General features: G+C 71.2%; 20 protein-coding genes and 1 riboswitch. Of the genes, 13 read left to right on the forward strand and 7 right to left on the reverse strand.

Annotated features, from left to right (window positions below; all coding sequences use genetic code 11):
• Positions 1-2: 2 nt before the first annotated feature.
• Complete coding sequence (locus PYR72_RS27000) at positions 3-1,421, reverse strand: trehalose-6-phosphate synthase (RefSeq protein WP_275457706.1); 1,419 nt, start codon at positions 1,419-1,421, stop codon at positions 3-5.
• Between the two features lie 224 nt (positions 1,422-1,645).
• On the reverse strand, positions 1,646-2,590 hold the full coding sequence (locus tag PYR72_RS27005) for a glucosyl-3-phosphoglycerate synthase (protein WP_275457707.1): 945 nt from the start codon (positions 2,588-2,590) through the stop codon (positions 1,646-1,648).
• Between the two features lie 131 nt (positions 2,591-2,721).
• A riboswitch (SAM riboswitch) is annotated at positions 2,722-2,868 on the forward strand.
• A gap of 17 nt (positions 2,869-2,885) precedes the next feature.
• On the opposite strand from PYR72_RS27005, the gene thrC reads away from it, so the two are divergent.
• The 5 genes from thrC to PYR72_RS27030 all read left to right on the forward strand — a co-directional run bounded on the left by thrC (position 2,886) and on the right by PYR72_RS27030 (position 8,554).
• Positions 2,886-4,178: a threonine synthase gene (thrC, locus tag PYR72_RS27010; protein WP_275457708.1), complete on the forward strand. Its 1,293-nt coding sequence runs from the start codon at positions 2,886-2,888 to the stop codon at positions 4,176-4,178.
• Positions 4,179-4,280: 102 nt separating this feature from the next.
• Positions 4,281-4,556, forward strand: a complete 276-nt coding sequence (locus tag PYR72_RS27015) for a MoaD/ThiS family protein (protein ID WP_275457709.1) — start codon at positions 4,281-4,283, stop codon at positions 4,554-4,556.
• 462 nt (positions 4,557-5,018) lie between these two features.
• Positions 5,019-5,225 (forward strand): cold-shock protein, encoded by a 207-nt coding sequence (locus PYR72_RS27020; RefSeq protein WP_005486335.1) that lies wholly within the window; start codon positions 5,019-5,021, stop codon positions 5,223-5,225.
• 368 nt (positions 5,226-5,593) lie between these two features.
• Positions 5,594-7,216: a chaperonin GroEL gene (groL, locus tag PYR72_RS27025; RefSeq protein WP_275457710.1), complete on the forward strand. Its 1,623-nt coding sequence runs from the start codon at positions 5,594-5,596 to the stop codon at positions 7,214-7,216.
• A 216-nt stretch (positions 7,217-7,432) separates the two neighbouring features.
• Complete coding sequence (locus tag PYR72_RS27030) at positions 7,433-8,554, forward strand: NADH:flavin oxidoreductase (RefSeq protein WP_275457711.1); 1,122 nt, start codon at positions 7,433-7,435, stop codon at positions 8,552-8,554.
• On the opposite strand, the gene PYR72_RS27035 is transcribed toward PYR72_RS27030, so the two are convergent.
• Positions 8,547-9,446, reverse strand: coding sequence for a hypothetical protein (locus PYR72_RS27035; protein WP_275457712.1), 900 nt, complete (start codon positions 9,444-9,446; stop codon positions 8,547-8,549). The genes PYR72_RS27030 and PYR72_RS27035 overlap by 8 nt on opposite strands.
• A 509-nt stretch (positions 9,447-9,955) precedes the next feature.
• Between PYR72_RS27035 and PYR72_RS27040 the strand changes: the two genes are divergently transcribed.
• The 4 genes from PYR72_RS27040 (at position 9,956) to PYR72_RS27055 (ending at position 12,705) form a co-directional block, all read left to right on the forward strand.
• A complete protein-coding gene (locus tag PYR72_RS27040; protein ID WP_275460523.1) occupies positions 9,956-10,813 on the forward strand; it encodes an LLM class flavin-dependent oxidoreductase in 858 nt (285 codons plus the stop codon).
• A 112-nt stretch (positions 10,814-10,925) separates the two neighbouring features.
• Positions 10,926-11,480 carry a hypothetical protein gene (locus tag PYR72_RS27045; protein WP_275457713.1) on the forward strand — a complete coding sequence of 185 codons (555 nt, stop codon included), beginning with the start codon at positions 10,926-10,928 and terminating at the stop codon, positions 11,478-11,480.
• 286 nt (positions 11,481-11,766) lie between these two features.
• On the forward strand, positions 11,767-12,450 hold the full coding sequence (locus PYR72_RS27050) for a hypothetical protein (protein ID WP_275457714.1): 684 nt from the start codon (positions 11,767-11,769) through the stop codon (positions 12,448-12,450).
• Positions 12,451-12,504: 54 nt separating this feature from the next.
• Entirely contained in the window at positions 12,505-12,705 is a 201-nt protein-coding gene (locus tag PYR72_RS27055) for a type II toxin-antitoxin system VapB family antitoxin (protein ID WP_059080358.1), read from the forward strand.
• 15 nt (positions 12,706-12,720) lie between these two features.
• Here the strand turns inward: PYR72_RS27055 and PYR72_RS27060 are convergent, their stop codons facing one another.
• Positions 12,721-13,590 (reverse strand): hypothetical protein, encoded by an 870-nt coding sequence (locus tag PYR72_RS27060; RefSeq protein WP_275457715.1) that lies wholly within the window; start codon positions 13,588-13,590, stop codon positions 12,721-12,723.
• 204 nt (positions 13,591-13,794) lie between these two features.
• Entirely contained in the window at positions 13,795-14,373 is a 579-nt protein-coding gene (locus tag PYR72_RS27065) for a hypothetical protein (protein ID WP_275457716.1), read from the reverse strand.
• Between the two features lie 186 nt (positions 14,374-14,559).
• Here PYR72_RS27065 and PYR72_RS27070 point away from each other — a divergent pair, with 186 nt between their 5' ends.
• Together PYR72_RS27070 and PYR72_RS27075 are read left to right on the forward strand one after the other, a co-directional pair.
• Positions 14,560-14,784 carry a type II toxin-antitoxin system VapB family antitoxin gene (locus PYR72_RS27070; RefSeq protein ID WP_275457717.1) on the forward strand — a complete coding sequence of 75 codons (225 nt, stop codon included), beginning with the start codon at positions 14,560-14,562 and terminating at the stop codon, positions 14,782-14,784.
• Positions 14,781-15,197: a PIN domain-containing protein gene (locus PYR72_RS27075; RefSeq protein WP_275457718.1), complete on the forward strand. Its 417-nt coding sequence runs from the start codon at positions 14,781-14,783 to the stop codon at positions 15,195-15,197. Before PYR72_RS27070 ends, PYR72_RS27075 begins: the two co-directional genes overlap by 4 nt.
• A 9-nt stretch (positions 15,198-15,206) precedes the next feature.
• On the opposite strand, the gene murQ is transcribed toward PYR72_RS27075, so the two are convergent.
• Both murQ and PYR72_RS27085 read right to left on the reverse strand, forming a co-directional pair.
• Positions 15,207-16,208 carry an N-acetylmuramic acid 6-phosphate etherase gene (gene murQ, locus PYR72_RS27080; protein WP_275457719.1) on the reverse strand — a complete coding sequence of 334 codons (1,002 nt, stop codon included), beginning with the start codon at positions 16,206-16,208 and terminating at the stop codon, positions 15,207-15,209.
• A 226-nt stretch (positions 16,209-16,434) separates the two neighbouring features.
• Entirely contained in the window at positions 16,435-17,418 is a 984-nt protein-coding gene (locus tag PYR72_RS27085; protein ID WP_275457720.1) for a MurR/RpiR family transcriptional regulator, read from the reverse strand.
• Between the two features lie 55 nt (positions 17,419-17,473).
• Between PYR72_RS27085 and PYR72_RS27090 the strand changes: the two genes are divergently transcribed.
• Positions 17,474-17,929: a hypothetical protein gene (locus PYR72_RS27090; RefSeq protein ID WP_275457721.1), complete on the forward strand. Its 456-nt coding sequence runs from the start codon at positions 17,474-17,476 to the stop codon at positions 17,927-17,929.
• A complete protein-coding gene (locus PYR72_RS27095) occupies positions 17,926-18,201 on the forward strand; it encodes a DUF4031 domain-containing protein (RefSeq protein ID WP_275457722.1) in 276 nt (91 codons plus the stop codon). Before PYR72_RS27090 ends, PYR72_RS27095 begins: the two co-directional genes overlap by 4 nt.
• The last annotated feature ends 22 nt before the right edge of the window (positions 18,202-18,223 follow it).

An 18,223-nucleotide genomic window follows, 5' to 3' on the forward strand; every position in this document is an offset into this window, starting at 1 on the left:
GGCTACCGGCCCTCCTCCAACGCCCGCAACTGGTCCAGGAACCACTGCGTCGGCGGCAACGCGGTGGCCGCCGCGACCAGCCGCTTCCCCCGCTCCGCCCGCTCGTCCGCCGACAGGCTCAGCGCCTCGTGCAGCGCGGCCGCCGTACCCGCCACGTCGTAGGGGTTCACCACCACCGAGTCGTCGCCCAGTTCCTCGAAGGCCCCGGCCTCCCGGGACAGCACCAGCACACACCCCTCGTCGGAGACGACCGGCACCTCCTTGGCGACGAGGTTCATGCCGTCGCGGATGGGGTTCACCAGGGCCACGTCCGCGAGGCGGTACGCCGCCAGGGACCGGGCGAAGTCGTCCTTGAGGTGGAGGACGACCGGGGTCCAGTCCGGTGTCCCGTACCGCTCGTTGATGTCGTCCGCGACCCGCTCGACCTCGGTCATGTAGTCCCGGTACACCGCGAGGTCCTGCCGCGACGGGTACGCGAAGGCGACGTGCACGACGCGCTCGCGCCAGGTCGGCCGGTCGTCGAGGAGCTGCCGGTAGGCGTGCAGGCCGCGCACGATGTTCTTCGACAGCTCCGTGCGGTCCACGCGGACGATCGTGCGGCGCGGGGTGCCCTCCGGGGCCGTACCGATCTGCTCCCGCAGCAGGGCGATGCGGTCGTCGACGTCCTCCTGGTGGGCGCGGGAGCGCAGGAAGTCCGCGTCGGCGCCCAGGCCGTGCACGCCGATCCGGGTGCCGGACAGGCTCTCCGGGCCCAGGACGGCCCGGCAGCACGCGGTGAACGCGTCGGCCCACCGCTGGGTGAGGAACGCGGCCCGGTCGGCGCCGAGGATGCCGTCGAGCACCTGCGCGGCGATGTCGTCGGGAAGCATCCGGAAGTAGTCGACGGGTGCCCACGGGGTGTGCGAGAAGTGGCCGATCCGCAGGTCGGGGCGGAGGTCGCGCAGCATCCGGGGGACCAGGACCAGGTGGTAGTCCTGCACCAGCACGGCCGCGCCGTCCGCCGCCTCGTCGGCGAGCGCCTCGGCGAAGGCGCGGTTGTACGTCTCGTACGCCGCCCACTGCCGTCGGAACTCCGCGTCGAAGGCCGGTTCCAGGGGGGTCTGGTAGAGCATGTGGTGCACGAACCACAGCGTGGAGTTGGCCACGCCGTTGTACGCGTCGTGGTGCACGTCGGCGGGGATGTCCAGCATGCGCACGCCCGGTTCGGAGACACCGCGTCGTACGGCCTCGCGGTCGCCGTCGCCCAGGGCGGAGCACACCCAGACGGCGCCGGAGGACGGGTCGATCGCGGAGAGGCCCGACACGAGACCGCCGCCGCCGCGCTTCGCCGCGAGCGTGTCGGTCTCCTCGTCCAGCGTGTAGGTGACGGGTCCCCGGTTGGACGCGACGAGTACGTGGGCCGCGCCGTGCGTTGATGCCATACGGCTCAACCTAGCCAAGGGCTCCGCCGGTCAAACGTGGGGTGCGGCCGTATACAGGAGTGCCTCATGAGGGTGGAGCGCCTGTTGTGTGGCGGGTGCGGGTGGGTGGGGGCTGGTCGCGCAGTTCCCCGCGCCCCTGAAATGCCCGGGGCTGCGCCCCGGGCATTTCAGGCCCGCAGGACCGTTGGCTTTCAGGGGCGCGAGAAGCCCCGCACCCCCGCCCCCTACGCCGCCCTCCGCTTCGCGTACTCCGTGATCTCCACCATCGGCGGCCGCTCCTCCAGGTCCACCGAATAGGTGCGCGGCTCAAAACCCTCCCGGCCCCGTTCGAACTGCGTCAGGACCGGCCGGATCAGATGCCCGCGGGCCAGCCGGAGCTGGGCCGTGCGGTAGATCGCCGCGGACATGCGGCCCAGCGCCGCCCCGTCCTGGTGCCGGTGCTTGCGGACGCCCACGTCGACCTGGGCGAGCGCGTCGAGGCCGACCAGGTGCAGCGCGTCGACCAGCATGCCCAGCTCGATGCCGTAGCCCACGGGGAACGGCAGCCGCTCCAGGAGCGAGCGCCGCGCCGCGTACTCGCCGCCGAGCGGCTGGACGAAGCCGGCCAGCTGCGGCCAGTGCATGTTGAGCAGGGGGCGGGCCATGAGTTCCGTCACACGGCCGCCCTGGCCGGCGGCGGAGCCGAGGGGGCGGTCGTACATCGCCTTGACGAGGTCGACCCCGGGGTCCGTGAGCAGCGGGCCCACGATCCCGGAGACGAAGTCGGACGAGAACTCCCGGAGGTCGGCGTCGATGAAACAGACGATGTCGCCCCGGGTGACGAGCAGCGAGCGCCACAGCACCTCGCCCTTGCCGGGCACGGCCGGGACGCGGGGCAGGATGTCGTCGCGGTGGACGACGCGCGCCCCGGCCGCCGCCGCGACCTGCGACGTCCGGTCGGTGGAGCCGGAGTCGACGACCACGATCTCGTCGACGAGCGGGACCTGCCGCATGAGGTCGTGGCGGATGATCGCGACGATGTCGCCGACGGTCTCCTCCTCGTTCAGCGCGGGCAGGACGACGCTGACCGACTGGCCGCTCGCTCGTTTCGCGGCCATGATCCTGTGGAGCGGGCGGTCGGCCGTGGACCAGGAGCGGGTGTTCAGCCAGTGCTCGACTTCCTTCAGCACAGTGCGCGGCTCCTCTGCGTTCATCTCGCGGTTCGGACGGCTCTCTCAACTGTCCTGGCCTTCGGTTACAGTCTTGGACAACGCTGGTGACCATCGCATGTCGGTGCCCGTCGGCTCATACAACCAAATACCGCTCATCCAGAGGGGCAGAGGGATACGGCCCGATGAAGCCCCGGCAACCCTCCAGCCGGTCTGACCACGTCGTCGTGGTGAGGCTCCCGGCTCGGGAAGGTGCCAAATCCGTCTCGCGGCGAAGTGCGCCGCGAGGAAGATGAGGAGAAAGGGCCTCGCCTCCATGGCTGCGCAGACTGTTGCAAGCACCACCGACTCCCCCTCCACAGTAGACCTCGGCCCCGCCGCCGCACTGAGCTGTCGTGAGTGCGGCCACCGCGTCCCCCTCGGGCCGGTCTTCGCCTGCGAGGAGTGTTTCGGGCCGCTGGAGATCGCGTACGACTACTCCGCCTACGACACGGAGGAGCTGCGCAAGCGGATCGAGTCCGGTCCCGCGAACATCTGGCGGTACGCCCCCCTGCTGCCCGTCCCGGCCGACGTGGCGACCAAGCCGAACATCAATCCCGGCTGGACCCAGCTCGTGCAGGCCGACAACCTGGCCGCCGCGCTCGGCGTCGACGCCGGCAAGCTCTTCGTCAAGGACGACTCCGGCAACCCCACGCACTCCTTCAAGGACCGGGTCGTCGCCCAGGCGCTGGAGGCGGCCCGCGCCTTCGGCTTCACCACCCTGTCCTGCTCCTCCACGGGCAACCTGGCCGGCGCCGTCGGCGCCGCCGCCGCCCGCGCCGGCTTCCGGTCCTGCGTGTTCATCCCGCACGACCTGGAGCAGGGCAAGGTCGTCATGGCCGCGGTCTACGGCGGCGAGCTGGTCGGCATCGAGGGCAACTACGACGACGTGAACCGCTTCTGCTCCGAGCTGATCGGCGACCCGGCCGGCGAGGGCTGGGGCTTCGTGAACGTCAACCTGCGGCCGTACTACGCGGAGGGCTCCAAGACCCTGGCGTACGAGATCTGCGAGCAGCTGGGCTGGAAGCTCCCGGATCAGCTGGTCGTGCCGATCGCCTCCGGGTCGCAGCTCACGAAGATCGACAAGGGGCTGCAGGAGCTGATCAAGCTCGGGCTCGTCGAGGACAAGCCGTACAAGATCTTCGGTGCGCAGGCCGAGGGCTGCTCGCCGGTGTCGGTGGCGTACAAGGCGGGCCACGACGTCGTACGGCCGCAGAAGCCGAACACCATCGCGAAGTCGCTGGCGATCGGCAACCCGGCGGACGGGCCGTACGTGCTCGACATCGCGCGGCGGACCGGGGGGGCCGTGGAGGACGTGACGGACGAGCAGGTCGTCGAGGCGATCAAGCTGCTCGCGCGGACCGAGGGGATCTTCGCCGAGACCGCCGGTGGTGTGACCGTCGGCGTGACGAAGAAGCTGATCGAGGACGGGCTGCTCGACCCGACGCTCACCACGGTCGTGCTCAACACCGGTGACGGTCTCAAGACGCTGGACGCGGTGGCGGGGACGGGGCTCACCGCCACCATCCGGCCCAGCCTTGATTCGTTCCGCGAGGCCGGTCTCGCGTAAGCAGGACCCGTCAGCAAGTCGTTCTGCTGCGGGTAAGTGGGGGCTTGTCGCGCAGTTCCCCGCGCCCCTTAGGTTCGCTGCACTCCCCGGAGGTTTCACATCATGTCCGTCAACGTCCGCATTCCGACCATCCTTCGCACCTACACCGGCGGGCAGGCCGAGGTCAGTGCCGAGGGCGGCACCCTCGCCGAGGTCATCGCCGACCTGGAGAAGAACCACAACGGGATCGCCGCCCGGGTTCTCGACGACCAGGGCAAGCTGCGGCGGTTCGTGAACGTGTACGTGAACGACGACGACGTCCGGTTCGAGCAGGGGCTGGAGACGGCGACGCCGGACGGCGCGGGCGTGTCGATCATTCCGGCCGTCGCGGGTGGCTGACCCCCGGTCCGTACCGGTCGGTAGTAACCGTCGGTAACTTCGATTACCGAGCGTTCATCGAATTGCCCCCTCCGTGAGAGAAGCGGAGGGGGCAATTCTCTATGGTTGAGCACTGTAGAGTTGGGGAACCCGGTCCGATCACCGTAGTGATTCCATGCCGGACGCATATGTGATTCCGCCGCACGCCCTATATGAAGTAGCCAAAGTGTGCAGGGTATTTGCGTGTTTCGCTCCTTTTGTGGAGCCCGACTTGCCCTGAATTCGGGCGAATTGTTCGTACATTCCCGACCGGTCGTGTCCAGATTTCTCGTCCGATTGACCTGTTGCAGAGGGCAGTTGGACAGATACATTCGGCCGCGGTCGACGCGTTCCGGCGCACACCCCCAACCGTTGGGGGGTGAGGTCTGACCCGGATCCGCGAAGTGTGGATCTGTGCAAGGGCCAGTAATAGGGGAGTTAGGCATGGCTCAGGGCACCGTCAAGTGGTTCAACGCGGAGAAGGGGTACGGCTTCATCGCGGTCGACGGTGGTGCGGATGTATTCGTCCACTACAGCGCGATTCAGATGGACGGCTACCGCACCCTGGAAGAGGGCCAGCGGGTCGAGTTCGAGATCTCGCAGGGTCAGAAGGGGCCGCAGGCGGACATGGTCCGGCTCGCGGCCGGCTGAAGTACGCGCCGGGTTTCAACGCAGCGACGTTCTTCGTTCTTCGTAGGAGGGCTCGCACCCCGCTCCGGGGTGCGGGCCCTCTTGTGTGCGCAGGCCCCCGGACCGGTCCCGGAGGGGTGCGCACCGGGGTCGCGCGCGGGGCGCGAGGGGCGCGTTCACCTGCGGATCATCGAGAGGCGCTTGCACTCGCAGGGGGCGAGTGCTAATCATTGGCGTTAGCACTCTGAAGGTGAGAGTGACAACGAGGACCGGGTCGGCGAGGCCCGCAGGCCGGGTGGGGCAAGGAACCACGAGGCAGGCAGGCCGTCCGTCGCGGGCGCCAGCGCGGTCCGGAGCAATCCACCCCCTGTCCGGGAGGACCACTTCACATGGCCAAGATCATCGCGTTCGACGAGGAGGCACGGCGCGGCCTCGAGCGCGGCATGAACCAGCTCGCGGACGCCGTCAAGGTGACGCTCGGCCCCAAGGGCCGCAACGTCGTCCTCGAGAAGAAGTGGGGCGCCCCCACGATCACCAACGATGGTGTGTCCATCGCCAAGGAGATCGAGCTCGAGGACCCGTACGAGAAGATCGGCGCCGAGCTGGTCAAGGAAGTCGCCAAGAAGACGGACGACGTCGCCGGTGACGGTACGACCACCGCGACCGTCCTCGCCCAGGCGCTCGTACGCGAGGGCCTGCGCAACGTCGCCGCCGGTGCCAACCCGATGGCCCTCAAGCGCGGCATCGAGAAGGCCGTCGAGGCCGTCTCCGGCGCCCTGCTGGAGCAGGCGAAGGATGTCGAGACCAAGGAGCAGATCGCTTCCACGGCCTCCATCTCCGCCGCCGACACCCAGATCGGCGAGCTCATCGCCGAGGCCATGGACAAGGTCGGCAAGGAAGGCGTCATCACCGTCGAGGAGTCCCAGACCTTCGGTCTGGAGCTGGAGCTCACCGAGGGTATGCGCTTCGACAAGGGCTACATCTCGGCGTACTTCGCCACCGACATGGAGCGTATGGAGGCCGTCCTCGACGACCCGTACATCCTGATCGCGAACTCCAAGATCGCGAACGTCAAGGACCTGCTCCCGCTCCTGGAGAAGGTCATGCAGTCGGGCAAGCCGCTGCTGATCATCGCCGAGGACGTCGAGGGCGAGGCCCTGTCGACCCTGGTCGTCAACAAGATCCGTGGCACCTTCAAGTCCGTCGCCGTCAAGGCCCCGGGCTTCGGCGACCGCCGCAAGGCGATGCTGAACGACATCGCCATCCTCACCGGCGGCGAGGTGATCTCCGAGGAGGTCGGCCTCAAGCTGGAGAACACCACGATCGACCTGCTGGGCCGCGCCCGCAAGGTCGTCATCACCAAGGACGAGACCACGATCGTCGACGGGTCCGGCTCCTCGGAGCAGGTCCAGGGCCGGGTCAACCAGATCCGCGCCGAGATCGAGAACAGCGACTCGGACTACGACCGCGAGAAGCTCCAGGAGCGCCTGGCGAAGCTCGCGGGCGGCGTGGCCGTCATCAAGGCCGGTGCCGCGACCGAGGTCGAGCTCAAGGAGCGCAAGCACCGCATCGAGGACGCCGTTCGCAACGCGAAGGCGGCCGTCGAGGAGGGCATCGTCGCCGGTGGTGGCGTGGCCCTGCTGCAGGCCTCCTCGGTCTTCGAGAAGCTGGAGCTGTCGGGTGACGAGGCGACCGGCGCCAACGCCGTGAAGCTCGCCCTGGAGGCCCCGCTCAAGCAGATCGCCGTCAACGGTGGCCTGGAGGGCGGTGTCATCGTCGAGAAGGTGCGCAACCTCCCCGTCGGCCACGGCCTGAACGCCGCGACCGGTGAGTACGTCGACATGATCGCCGAGGGCATCATCGACCCGGCGAAGGTCACGCGCTCCGCGCTGCAGAACGCGGCCTCCATCGCCGCGCTCTTCCTCACCACCGAGGCCGTCATCGCCGACAAGCCGGAGAAGGCCGCCGCGCCCGCCGGCGGCGGCATGCCGGGCGGTGACATGGACTTCTGATCGACCCCGGTCGATCACCGTCCTTCCGTACCGAGGGCGGCACTCCCTGGACCCAGGGGGTGCCGCCCTCGGGCGTGTCCGGGGTCACATCGGAGGCGGGGGCGGGGGCGGAATGCCGGGGTGGGCGAGGCGGTTGTCCGGAGGGTGGCTATATGCACGCGCATGTAATGCGAGTCACCGGCCTGTTCCATCCGTTCGTCCCCGAGGAGCCCTCACGTGACCACCGCCTCCCCCTCCCGTGCCGCCGAGGTACTGTCCCGGCCCGTCACGATCAACGGTCTGACCGTTCCCAACCGGATCGCCATGGCGCCCATGACGCGCACGTTCTCGCCCGGCGGTGTGCCGGGGGCGGACGTGGCCGCGTACTACGGACGGCGGGCGGCCGCGGGGGTCGGCCTGATCGTGACCGAGGGGACCTACGTCGGGCACGAGACCGCCGGTGACGTGCACAACGTGCCGAGGTTCGCCGGTGAGGAGCAGCTCGCGGGCTGGGCGAGGGTCGCGGAGGCGGTGCACGCCCACGGCGGCACCATCGTCCCGCAGCTGTGGCACATCGGGGCCGTCCGGCGGCAGGGACAGCTCTTCCCCGACGCGCCGGTCCTCGGCCCGTCCGGGCTGCGGGTCGACGGCACCGAGGCCGAGGGCGGCCGGGCCATGACGCAGGCCGACATCGACGAGGTCGTCGAGGCGTTCGCCAAGTCCGCCGCCGAGGCCGAGCGCATCGGCATGGACGGCGTCGAGCTGCACGGCGCCCACGGCTACCTCATCGACCAGTTCCTCTGGGAGCGCACCAACCGCCGCACCGACGCCTACGGCGGCGACCTCGTCTCCCGGACGAAGTTCGCGGCGGAGGTCGTGGCGGCCGTGCGGGACTCCGTGTCGGCCGGCTTCCCCGTCATCTTCCGCTACTCGCAGTGGAAGCAGGACGGGTACGACGCGCGCCTCGCCCACACGCCCGAGGAGCTGGAGGCCCTGCTGAACCCGCTCGTCGCGGCCGGCGTCGACGCGTTCCACGCGTCCACGCGCCGCTACTGGCAGGCGGAGTTCGAGGGTTCCGAGCTGAACCTCGCGGGCTGGACGAAGAAGCTCACCGGCAAGCCCGCCATCACGGTCGGCTCGGTGGGCCTGGACGGCGAGTTCCTCACCGCGTTCGCCGGTGAGGGCGCGCCGTCGAAGGGGATCGACGACCTGCTGAACAGCCTGGAGGCCGAGGAGTTCGACCTCGTCGCCGTGGGCCGCGCGCTCCTCCAGGACCCGCAGTGGGCCGCGAAGGTCCTTGACGGCCGCTTCGACGAACTGAAGGCGTTCCAGCCGGCGGCGCTGACCTCGCTCAGCTGAGCTTCGCCGGGGCGGTCGTACGGGTGTTGCCCTGCCGCTCCTGTCGCCCCTGCTCCTCCCGCTGCTCCTGTCGTCGCCGGTCCATCGCCGCACGGATCTCCGCCGCGAGGGTGCGGACGGTCGACGAGGACAGGGGCGCGTCGGGGCGACGCGCCGGAGCGCGTTCGCCCCGGCAGGGGCCGCAGACGCCGCCCGGCAGGGCCTCCGGTCGGCCCGGGGTGCGGCAGTGGGCGCATTCCAGCATGCGCAGGGGAGGGCGGGACGACGACGGCTCCGGGGCCTGCCGCGGTTCCGGCTCCGGGGGGAGCTTGTCGCGGAGGCGGGTGCGGATGAGGGCCGCCGGGCTGTGGACGGGGGTGGGGAGGCCCGCCGTGAGGGCCCGGCGGATCGTCTCGTCGGTCGCGCCCCGCTCGAACCACGGCAGCAGCAGCGGAGCCAGGTCCGCGCAGTCGGCCTGGGAGAGGGAGAGCGCGGGGGTCTCCCGGCCCAGGGCCGCGAGGAGGATGTGGGCGCGGGAGCGGGTCGGCGGCGGCTTGTGCGACTCCTCCGGTACGTCACCCCGGGTGAACCTCGCCCACCAGTCGTCGTCGCGCGCGGTACGGGAGAACCACGTTCGGGTGATCCAGTGGGAGGTCCCCGACACGGCGGTCAGATGTTCGCGGCCCCGGCGCAAGTGCCCTGCCGCCTGGAGCCTGTTGAGGGCGGTCCGCAGGGCGCACTGGCCGTACGGCAGCTCCTTGGCCAGCGTCTTCACGCTGATGTCGGCGCCGTCGGGGAGGCGATCCAGGTACGCGGCGATCGCCGCCTCGCGGGGGAGGAGGTCCGCGAAGTCATGTGCGGTGCGCGGGAGTTGACCGGGCGCGGCACGTTTGCCGTAACCCGGGGCCGCCATGGGGTGGCGATGCGGAGGGTGAGGGTCCGCGTGCACGGGCGGGACGGCAGCACTAAAGTTGGCAACAGCCATGGGATCGAACTTTTCCTTCGATCTTGTAGGTCAAGCCCCCGCAGGTGTTGGTAGCACCTGGCGGGGGCTGTTTCGTCTGCGGGCACCGTATCAGCAACGTCACGTTGCGTTGCAAGTCGACCGCATGCCGTCAACTTGCCGGGTGGGAGGGTGGGTTGAGGCCCACCTCCCGTTCCTTGAAAAGAGGGCTCGGGGCTGACCGCTTGAGCTTCGGGGCGTCCCGGCGGGGGCTAATTCACTCGCCGGAGGGCGGGGTGGCCGGGTAGCGTGGGCGCACTTCGGTGATCACGCTCTCCAGAAGGACGCCGCAGAACGGGAGCGGGCGACACGCACACACGCGGGTGCGTGGCCAAGAAGCGGGCGGCAGTGAGTTTGCCCTGCCCTTCTTCCGCGCACAGGAGTGTCCCGCCATGAGTTCCCTCGCCGTACCCGCACGCATCCCCCTCGGGCTCGGGCTGCCCGTCGACGACCCCGCCGGGCTGCTGACCTGGGCCCGCCTCGCCGACGCCAGCCCCTTCCGCACACTCGGACTGCTGGACCGCCTCGTCTACGACAACCCCGAGCCGCTGGTCACGCTGGCCGCGCTCGCCGGGGCCACGAACCGCGTCCGCGTCCAGACCGAGGTCCTGCTCGCCCCGCACCACAACACCGCGATCCTCGCCAAGCAGACGGCCACGCTGGACCGGATCTCCGGCGGGCGCTTCACCCTCGGCATCGGTGTGGGCGGGCGTGAGGACGACTGCCGGGTCGCCGGGATCGACATCCGGCGGCGCGGACGTCGCCTCGACGAGCAGCTGGAGCAGCTGCGGTGGGCCTGGTCGGGGCAGCCGTACGCGGAGGGGGTCGGACCGGTCGGGCCCCTGCCCGCCACCCCCGGCGGCCCCGAGATCCTCTTCGGCGGCTTCGCCCCCGCCGCGCTCGAACGCGTCGCACGCTGGGGCGACGGCTTCCTCGGTGCGGCGCTGCCTCCGGCGTACCTGGGCCGCCTGTTCCGTGACGTCGAGGCCGCCTGGGAGAAGCACGGGCGCTCCGGGCGCCCGAAGCTCGTGGCCCAGGTCAGCGTCGCGGTCGGGCCGCCGTCCGTGATCGCCGACGCCCGCGCCCACCTGCTGCGCTACTACGCCTTCACCGGGCGCGCGGAGTACATGGCGGAGGGGCTGCTGACCACGCCGGAGGCCATCCGGGCGGCGGTCGACGGGTACGCCGGGATCGGGGCGGACGAGGTGGTCCTGTACTGCTGGTCGTCCGACCCCGATCAGATCGGGCGCCTGAGTGAAATGCTGTTCGATCAGTAGGTGTTGATGCGGTAGGCGTTGGTGGCGGACGGGGGTCCCGGTGGGTACGAGACGCGCGCGGAAGATGTTGCGGAAGATGGAGAGCGGGGAACCCCTACGGCTTGCCTTCGGCATGTCGACGATGAAGGGACTCACCCGACTCGCCTTCCTCGCCGAGCAGTTCGGGTACGAGTACCTGGACCTGAACACCAGCGGCGACAACAAGATGGTGCTGCGGCTCGTGCCCGACCCGAGCCCCGAGGGCCGGGAGCGTGCCGCGCGGAACCGGGCGCGGTATCCCGACGCGCGGAACGGGGGTCCGTTGCCGCCCGTCGTGCCTGACGAGATCGAACTCCTCAGGGCCCGCATGATGTTCGACCTCGGCCATCAGCACACGGACAAGGAGAGGTTGGGCCTCGCGGGTATCGGTCTCACCGGGCTGGCCTTCGGCATCGGATACCCGTTCAAGGGCGTTGCCGTCGGTGTGGCTGTCGCCGTCGGCGTCGGCAGCTGGGTCGTGCTCATGGGGCTGGCGTACCTGGGGCTCGCCGCGACCCGTCGCCGCAACGCCGGGTACGCCGCGCGGCTCCGGGCCGCAGGGTTCACGCCGGTGACCGACCCGGCCGGGCGCCTGCGCTACCTGCCGCCGGGCGGCCGGCCACCGGGTCACGGCAACCCGTTCGGCTGACGCTTCACGTCAACAGGCAAGGGCAGCCTCCGTGTTGGGCGCTTGGTGACACTTGGAGGGAAGTTGTCCCCTTTGTGGCACGGGCGTGCCAGGCTGGGCGGTCAGGGATCGAGGGCGGGGGACGGCTGTGCGGCGAGGGATGCTCGGACTGGTGTGTCTGGTGGGGTTGCTGTGCGGGTGCGGCGGCGCGGGTGACGGTCCGGGCGGCGACTCGAAGGCGGCGGGGTCGGACAGGCCACGCACCACGGCCTTGCCCTCGGGTTCATCGGGCGGGGGCCGGGCGTACGTGACGTTCACGTCCGAAGAACCCGTGTCCGCGGAGGCGTTGGACCGGGCGGCCGGGCTGATGCGGGAGCGGGTGAAGGCCGCCAAGCTGACGGATGTCGAGGTGACGGTCGAGGAGCGGCGGCAGATCACGGTGGCCGGTCCGGCCGGGAGCCAGGAGTCGCTGAAGGCGCTGGGCGCGCCGGCCGAGCTGGCGTTCCGGCCGGTGCTGGCCCAGGCGCCGGCGGAGGACAAGGGCCGGTGCCGGGCGGACGTGGACGCCTCCCCGTCGCAGCCGCTGACCGCGTGCGGGGAGCAGCAGGACGTCCTGTCCACGTACGAACTCGGCCCGGTCGCCGTGCCCGGTACGGAGGTGTCCGACGCGGCGGCGGACGTCGACGCGGCACGCGGGGGCGGCTGGTTCGTGACGCTGGAGTTCACCTCGGCGGGCGCGAAGAAGTTCGCCGACGTCACGGGCAGGCTGGCCCGGCAGACGTCGCCGCAGAACCAGTTCGCCATCGTCCTCGACGGTGAGGTCGTCTCCGCCCCTGCAGTGACCAGCGCGATCACCGGCGGCACGGCCGAGATCTCCGGGAACTTCACCCCGCAGGAGGCCGAGGAACTGGCGGCCAACCTGGACTCCGGTGCCCTCCCCGTACGGCTGCGGGTGTCCTCCGTGACGACGCTGCCGGCCGGTGTCGGCTGAAGTCCTTCTGCCGGGCGGCTGTTAGTCTCCGAGGCCGACGAAGGGGGCAGCTCAGTGGCCAAGGTCAACATCAGTCTCGATGCCGAACTGGTGGTGGAGGTGATGGTCCTGGCGGGAGTCGGATCGCCGCAGGACGCCGTCGAGGCGGTCGTGCGGGACTACATCGCCCGGGGGCACCGCACCGAGGCCCGCACCGGGCTCAAGGAGCAGGGCCTGCGCGAGGTCGACGTCAAGCCGCAGGAGCCCCAGGGCTGATCGCGGTGCCGGCGGCTACGGGCGTTCGAGGTACTGGAGGATGCCGCCGACGGAGAAGCAGAGGGCGCCGGTGAGGGTGCCCCAGTTGGCGATGTCGGCGTTGATGAGGCTGCCGGTGGCCGGGCGGGTGTAGGCGGCGAACGCCGAGACCATGAAGAGGACCGAGCCGAGCTGGTTCACGGCGACGATCCACCAGCCGAGGTCGTGCGGCAGCAGGCGTGGCCGGCCGTGGCAGATCTCCACCAGGGCGAGGTGTCCGGAGATCAGGAAGAGCGCGCAGCCGATCATGTCGGGCGTCCAGATCAGACGGTTGACCTGCTGCACGCTCAGGCCCTGCAGGAAGGAGTCGAGCAGGTTGACGCCGAAGACCAGGGTGCCGGCGAACAGGACGAACGTGCTCAGCCAGTCGGCCCGGCCCGGCTCGTAGCTCCACCAGCGCCAGCGCCGGGTGACCAGGACGCCTTCGCCGCCCGGCACATGGCGAGGCGCGTTGATCACCTGGAGCAGGGACACATAGCCGCCGGTGTTGAAGAAGAGGCCGCCGGCGAAGTAGATCGACGCGGCGGTGGTGGCGTCGCCCGAGCCGAACTGGGCGACGGCGGCACCCGCGGCGAACAGCGCTCCGCCGACGACGAAGACGGTGGCGGCGATCGCGTTGAGCCTGCGCAGCCGGGCGACGGCGGTGTCGTCGGCGCGGGCGTGACGGGCGGCGGCCGCGCCGGTCGGGTGGACGGTGATGAGCCCGCGGCGCCGGGCGAGCCGCGACTCCCAGACCGCGGTTCCGCCGCCGGGCGGCTGCCAGGTGAGCCGAGTCGTGAACGGGCCGGCGCCCTCGGCGCGCTGTCCTGGCTGTTCCGACAGTGGTGGCTGTCCGGGCTGGCTCATCGAGGGTCGTCTGCCGCTGCGCCCATGGTGTCTCCCCAGGTCACTGAGGCCGGGCACCGTCGGCCACGGACCCTGGACCCCCGTCGACTCTGCCAGATGCGAGGGGGAGGCGGCCCGGTGCCGGAGCGGCCGTTGGTCCGATCAGCGGATGCCGGTCGGCGGCCGGTGATCAGCACGTTCAACACGCTCCCGCCGGGTCGCCGCTCAGACGTTCCCCATCGGCTCGATGTCCATCCGGACCGGCTCGCCCCAGATACGGGTCACGTCGTAGTCCGTGAACTCCTGGACCAGGCGGTACGCGACGGCGGGACGGGGGCCCCGGCGCTGGGCGGCGAGGAACAGCTCGGCCTCGCGGCGGTCGCGGCGGGGGGTGCCGCAGAGCTGCCAGACCTGGCCGTTCCACGCCTCGGGGAGCCAGCGCTGCTGCGGCTCCGGGCGGTCGTCCCGTACGCCGTAGCGCGAGGGGGCCTGGGCGGTGGGGCCGGTGGGGCGGGGAGGGCCGTAGCTGTCGTTCAACTGGGTGCGGCGGGCGGTGCGGCGGCGGGTCTCGCACAGGAGACAGAGGTCGGGGGCCTCCTCGTCGACCGGGCCGTTCGGATGCTCGGCGCAGCGCGTCGTCGGCTTGGCCGACGTGACCGTCTCGTCCAGCAGCTCCAGGGCGCGCTTGATGTCCTCCTTCACCTCGTGCAGCCGGGCGTCCGGCGTGTCGGCGGTCAGCGCGTCGCCGTGCTCGCCGAGGAGGCGCAGGGCGCGGCCGAGGGCGGTGAGCTGGGCGTGGTTCACGGGCTCGGTCCTTCCCTGGCGGGAGTGGGCAGGTGGGGCATGCGGGACACGGGACATCGGCGATCCCCACCACCGTGCCACACCCCACTGACATCACCTCCGGGGCCGGGCCTCGCAGGGTCGGCTATGTACACTGAAGGGCGGGATCGCCGATGATTCTGTACATCGCGGGAGCCGGAGGGCCGTATGTCCCTGACGCACATCGACATCGACGACGAGGCGCTGGAGACCGCCAAGCGCCTGGGCGGGCACCGGACGAAGACGGCGGCCGTGGCGAAGGCGCTGGAGGAGTACAACCTGCGGTTGCAGCGCGGCGCCGCGCACGACAAGTACTTCGAACTCGCCCAGCAGTGGGACATCGAGGGGGCCGAGGCCGCGCATCGCGCGGACAAGGAGGCCCACCGCGCGTGAGCGGCTATCTGCTGGACTCGTCCGCCCTGTGGTGCCTGCTCCGGGACCGGCGTCTCCACGACGTGTGGCGCCCGGTCGTCATGGACGGCGACCTCCGGTCGTGTTATCCGCAGCGGGCGGAGTTCCTGCGGTCCGCTCGTGATCTCAAGGAGTACGAGGCGTACCTCGCGATGTTCGAGGACCTGTACGCCGATGCCTCCGTACCGAAGAACGCGCCGCACTGGATCGGCGGACTGCAACTGAGGGCCGCCGAGCGGGGCGAACACCAGGCACTGTCCGCCGTCGATCTGCAGATCTGCGCCACCGCCGCTCACCACGGTCTGGTCGTCCTGCACGACGACAGGGACTTCGTGACGGCCGCCCGTCTGGCGGTCGAGCTGCGCCAGCTCAACGTTCACCAAGGGCCCCTGTAGGTCGGTGGGTCAGCCCGTCGTCGCCGCTGCCAGGGCCGCCCGCAGATGGCCTCCGGTCTCTGTCAGCAGGCGGGTCGCCGTGGTGGCGTCCACGCCGCTCAGGATGGTGAGGATGGCGTGCTTGACCTGGCCGTTCGTGGCGGTCAGGGCCGTCTCGATCTCGGCGTCCGTCGCGCCCGTGGCGAGGGCGACGATGCGGTGGGAGCGAGCGCGGAGCTTGTCGTTGGTGGCGCGGACGTCGACCATGAGGTTCCCGTAGGTCTTGCCGAGGCGGATCATGGTGATCGTCGAGAGCATGTTGAGGACCAGCTTCTGGGCCGTGCCCGCCTTGAGACGGGTCGAGCCGGTGACCAGCTCGGGCCCGGCGACGACCTCGATACCGTGGTCGGCCGCCGCGGCGAGGGCGCTGGCCGCGTTGCAGGACAGGCCGATCGTGAGCGCGCCGGCCGCGCGCGCGTGCTCCACCGCGCCCACCGCGTACGGGGTGCGGCCGGAGGCGGAGACACCGACCACCGTGTCGTCGGGCGTCAGCCCGAGCGCGTCGAGGTCGGTGCGGGCCAGTTCCGCCGAGTCCTCCGCCCCCTCGATCGAGGTGACCACGGCCTCCCGGCCGCCCGCGATCAGGCCCATGACCTGCGAGGGCGCGGTGTTGAACGTCGGCGGGCACTCGGACGCGTCGAGGACACCCAGCCGCCCGGCCGTACCCGCTCCCGCGTAGATGAGCCGGCCGCCCCGCGCCATCCGCTCCGCGATCGCGTCGATGGCCGCCGCGATCAGCGGCAGCTGCGCGGCGACCGCCGTCGGCACGGTCGCGTCCTCGGCGTTCATCAGCTTCGCGATGTCGAGCGTCGGCAGCTGATCGATGTCGGCCAGCTCCGGCCGGAACGCCTCGGTCGTCAGCGACTCCAACTCGGCGCGCACGGCGAGGTGGTTGGAGAGGGCGTCGGCGGTGGCATCGGCGGTGGTGTCGGAGGTCGTGTCGGAGGAGGCGGGAGGCGGGGTGGGGGGCATGGCGGCTCATTCCGTACGGGGCGGTGCGGTGGTACGGCGGTGCGCGGGACGTCTCGTGGCGGTGGCGGTGGCGGTGGCGGTGGCGACGGGCGGACTGTGGGCGGCGGGGCGTAGGTGTGGCGGTGTGGCGGTGCGCTGGTGTGCCGGTGGCCGGTGCGTTCGCGCGGATGTGCGTGGGGGCGGGGAGTGGCCTGGACGCGGGGGCGGGGCGCTCGTCGCCCGGCCGCTAGCGCGACGGGCCCCCGGTGCGGTGCCGGTGCGCCAGCGCCTCGTACGACGCCGACAGCGCGGGCGCCGCCGACTCGTACGTCCGCTGTGCCACCCCGACGAACAGGCAGTCCACCACCAGCAGCTGACTCGTCCGGGACGACATCGCGGCCGGTCTCAGCTCGCTCTCCCGGGCCGTGGAGGTCGTCAGCACGTGGTCGGCGTACTGGGAGACCGGTCCGTCCGGCCGTCCGGTGATCGCTATCGTCGTCGCCCCGTGGTCGAAGGCGACCCGCAGCGGCTCGATCACGTCGCCCGTCGAGCCGGAGTGGGTGATCGCCACGGCCACGTCCTTCGCGCGAAGCTGCACCGCGTTGGTGACGGCGAGGTGCGGGTCGCTGTGCGCGTGGGCTATCAGCCCTATGCGGAGCAGCTTCTGCGTGAGGTCCTGGGCGACGAGCCCGGACGCGCCGACGCCGTAGATGTCGATACGACGGGCCCCGGCCAGCGCTCCGACCGCCGCGCCGAGCTGGCCCATGTCGAGTCCGGCGGCCGTGTCCGCGAGGGTCTGCTGCTCGTCGTAGGCGAGTTTGGCGACCACGTCGGACAGCGGGTCGTCGACCGCGATGTCGGCCGTCACCGAGGGGGCGCGGCCCGACTGCTGGTGGGCGGCGAGGCCGGCGAGGGCGAGCCGCAGGTCGCGGTAGCCGGGGTAGCCGAGGAGGCGGGCCGTGCGGACGACCGTCGCCTCGCTGGTGCCGGTCAGCTCGGCGAGGCCGGTGACCGTGAGGGCGGCGCAGGCCGCCGGGTCGTTCGCGACGGCCTCCGCGACGCGCTGCATGGAACGGGTCATGGACGGGGCCAGCGTCCGCACCTTCGCCGCGAGGGCGGCGGGGGCGGGGGGTGCGGACGACGTGGTGGGGGACCCGCTCCGCCCCTCGGCGGGGCGGCTCGCGCCCTGTCCCGCCGCGGTTGCGAAAATTTCCTTCACGTCATCACTCACATAATGAAAGATATTTTCTGTCCGGCCCCGTGGTCAAGGGCCGCACAATGGATGCATGAGCCCCAGCAGTGACCCCGTGAGCCCCCTTGAGCAGGCGCTGCACGCGGCCCGCGCCCTCGTTCTCGCCGATCTGGCGGCCGGGAGGGTCGCCGAGGCCGATGTCGTGTCCATGGTGGAGGAATCGGTCGTCCAGCGCCGCTGGTGGGTCGAGCAGTGGCCGGACGGGGTGCCGTACGTCGCCGGGCTCGTCGCCCAGGACGTCCAGGACGCCCTGCTCGAACGGTACGGCCGCTGGCCCCTCTGCCCGGTCTGCGAGGACGGCGACCCGCACGCGCTCGACGTGGAACCGGAACTGGGACCCGACCCGCGGTGGGTGTGCCACCAGGCGGGGGTGCGGGTCGCGGCGGTGGGGGCGCTGGGGACGGCCCTCGCAGGAGAGTCCGCGGACGAGTCCGGGGAGGGGTTCGGGAAGGGGTCCGGAGAGGGCTTCGGGAAGGGGTCCTCGTCGTGAGTCTCTACATCGATCCGCCCACCTGGCCGGGGCACGGGCGCATGTGGTCCCACCTCGTGAGCGACGCGTCCTTCGACGAACTGCACGCCTTCGCACGGCGGTTGGACATCCCCGAGCGCGCCTTCGAGCGCGACCACTACGACATCCCGTCCCACCGCTACGAGGAGGTCGTACGGGCGGGGGCCGTACAGGTGGGCTCGAAGGAACTGCTGCGCAGGCTGACGGAGGCGGGACTGCGCAGACCGAAGCGGCGCGGAGCCACGACGGCCTGAGCGGTCCCGGCCGTGCGGTCCC

It is taken from the genome of Streptomyces sp. VNUA24, assembly GCF_029167005.1.
In the GTDB taxonomy this organism is placed as follows: Bacteria; Actinomycetota; Actinomycetes; order Streptomycetales; family Streptomycetaceae; genus Streptomyces; species Streptomyces scabiei.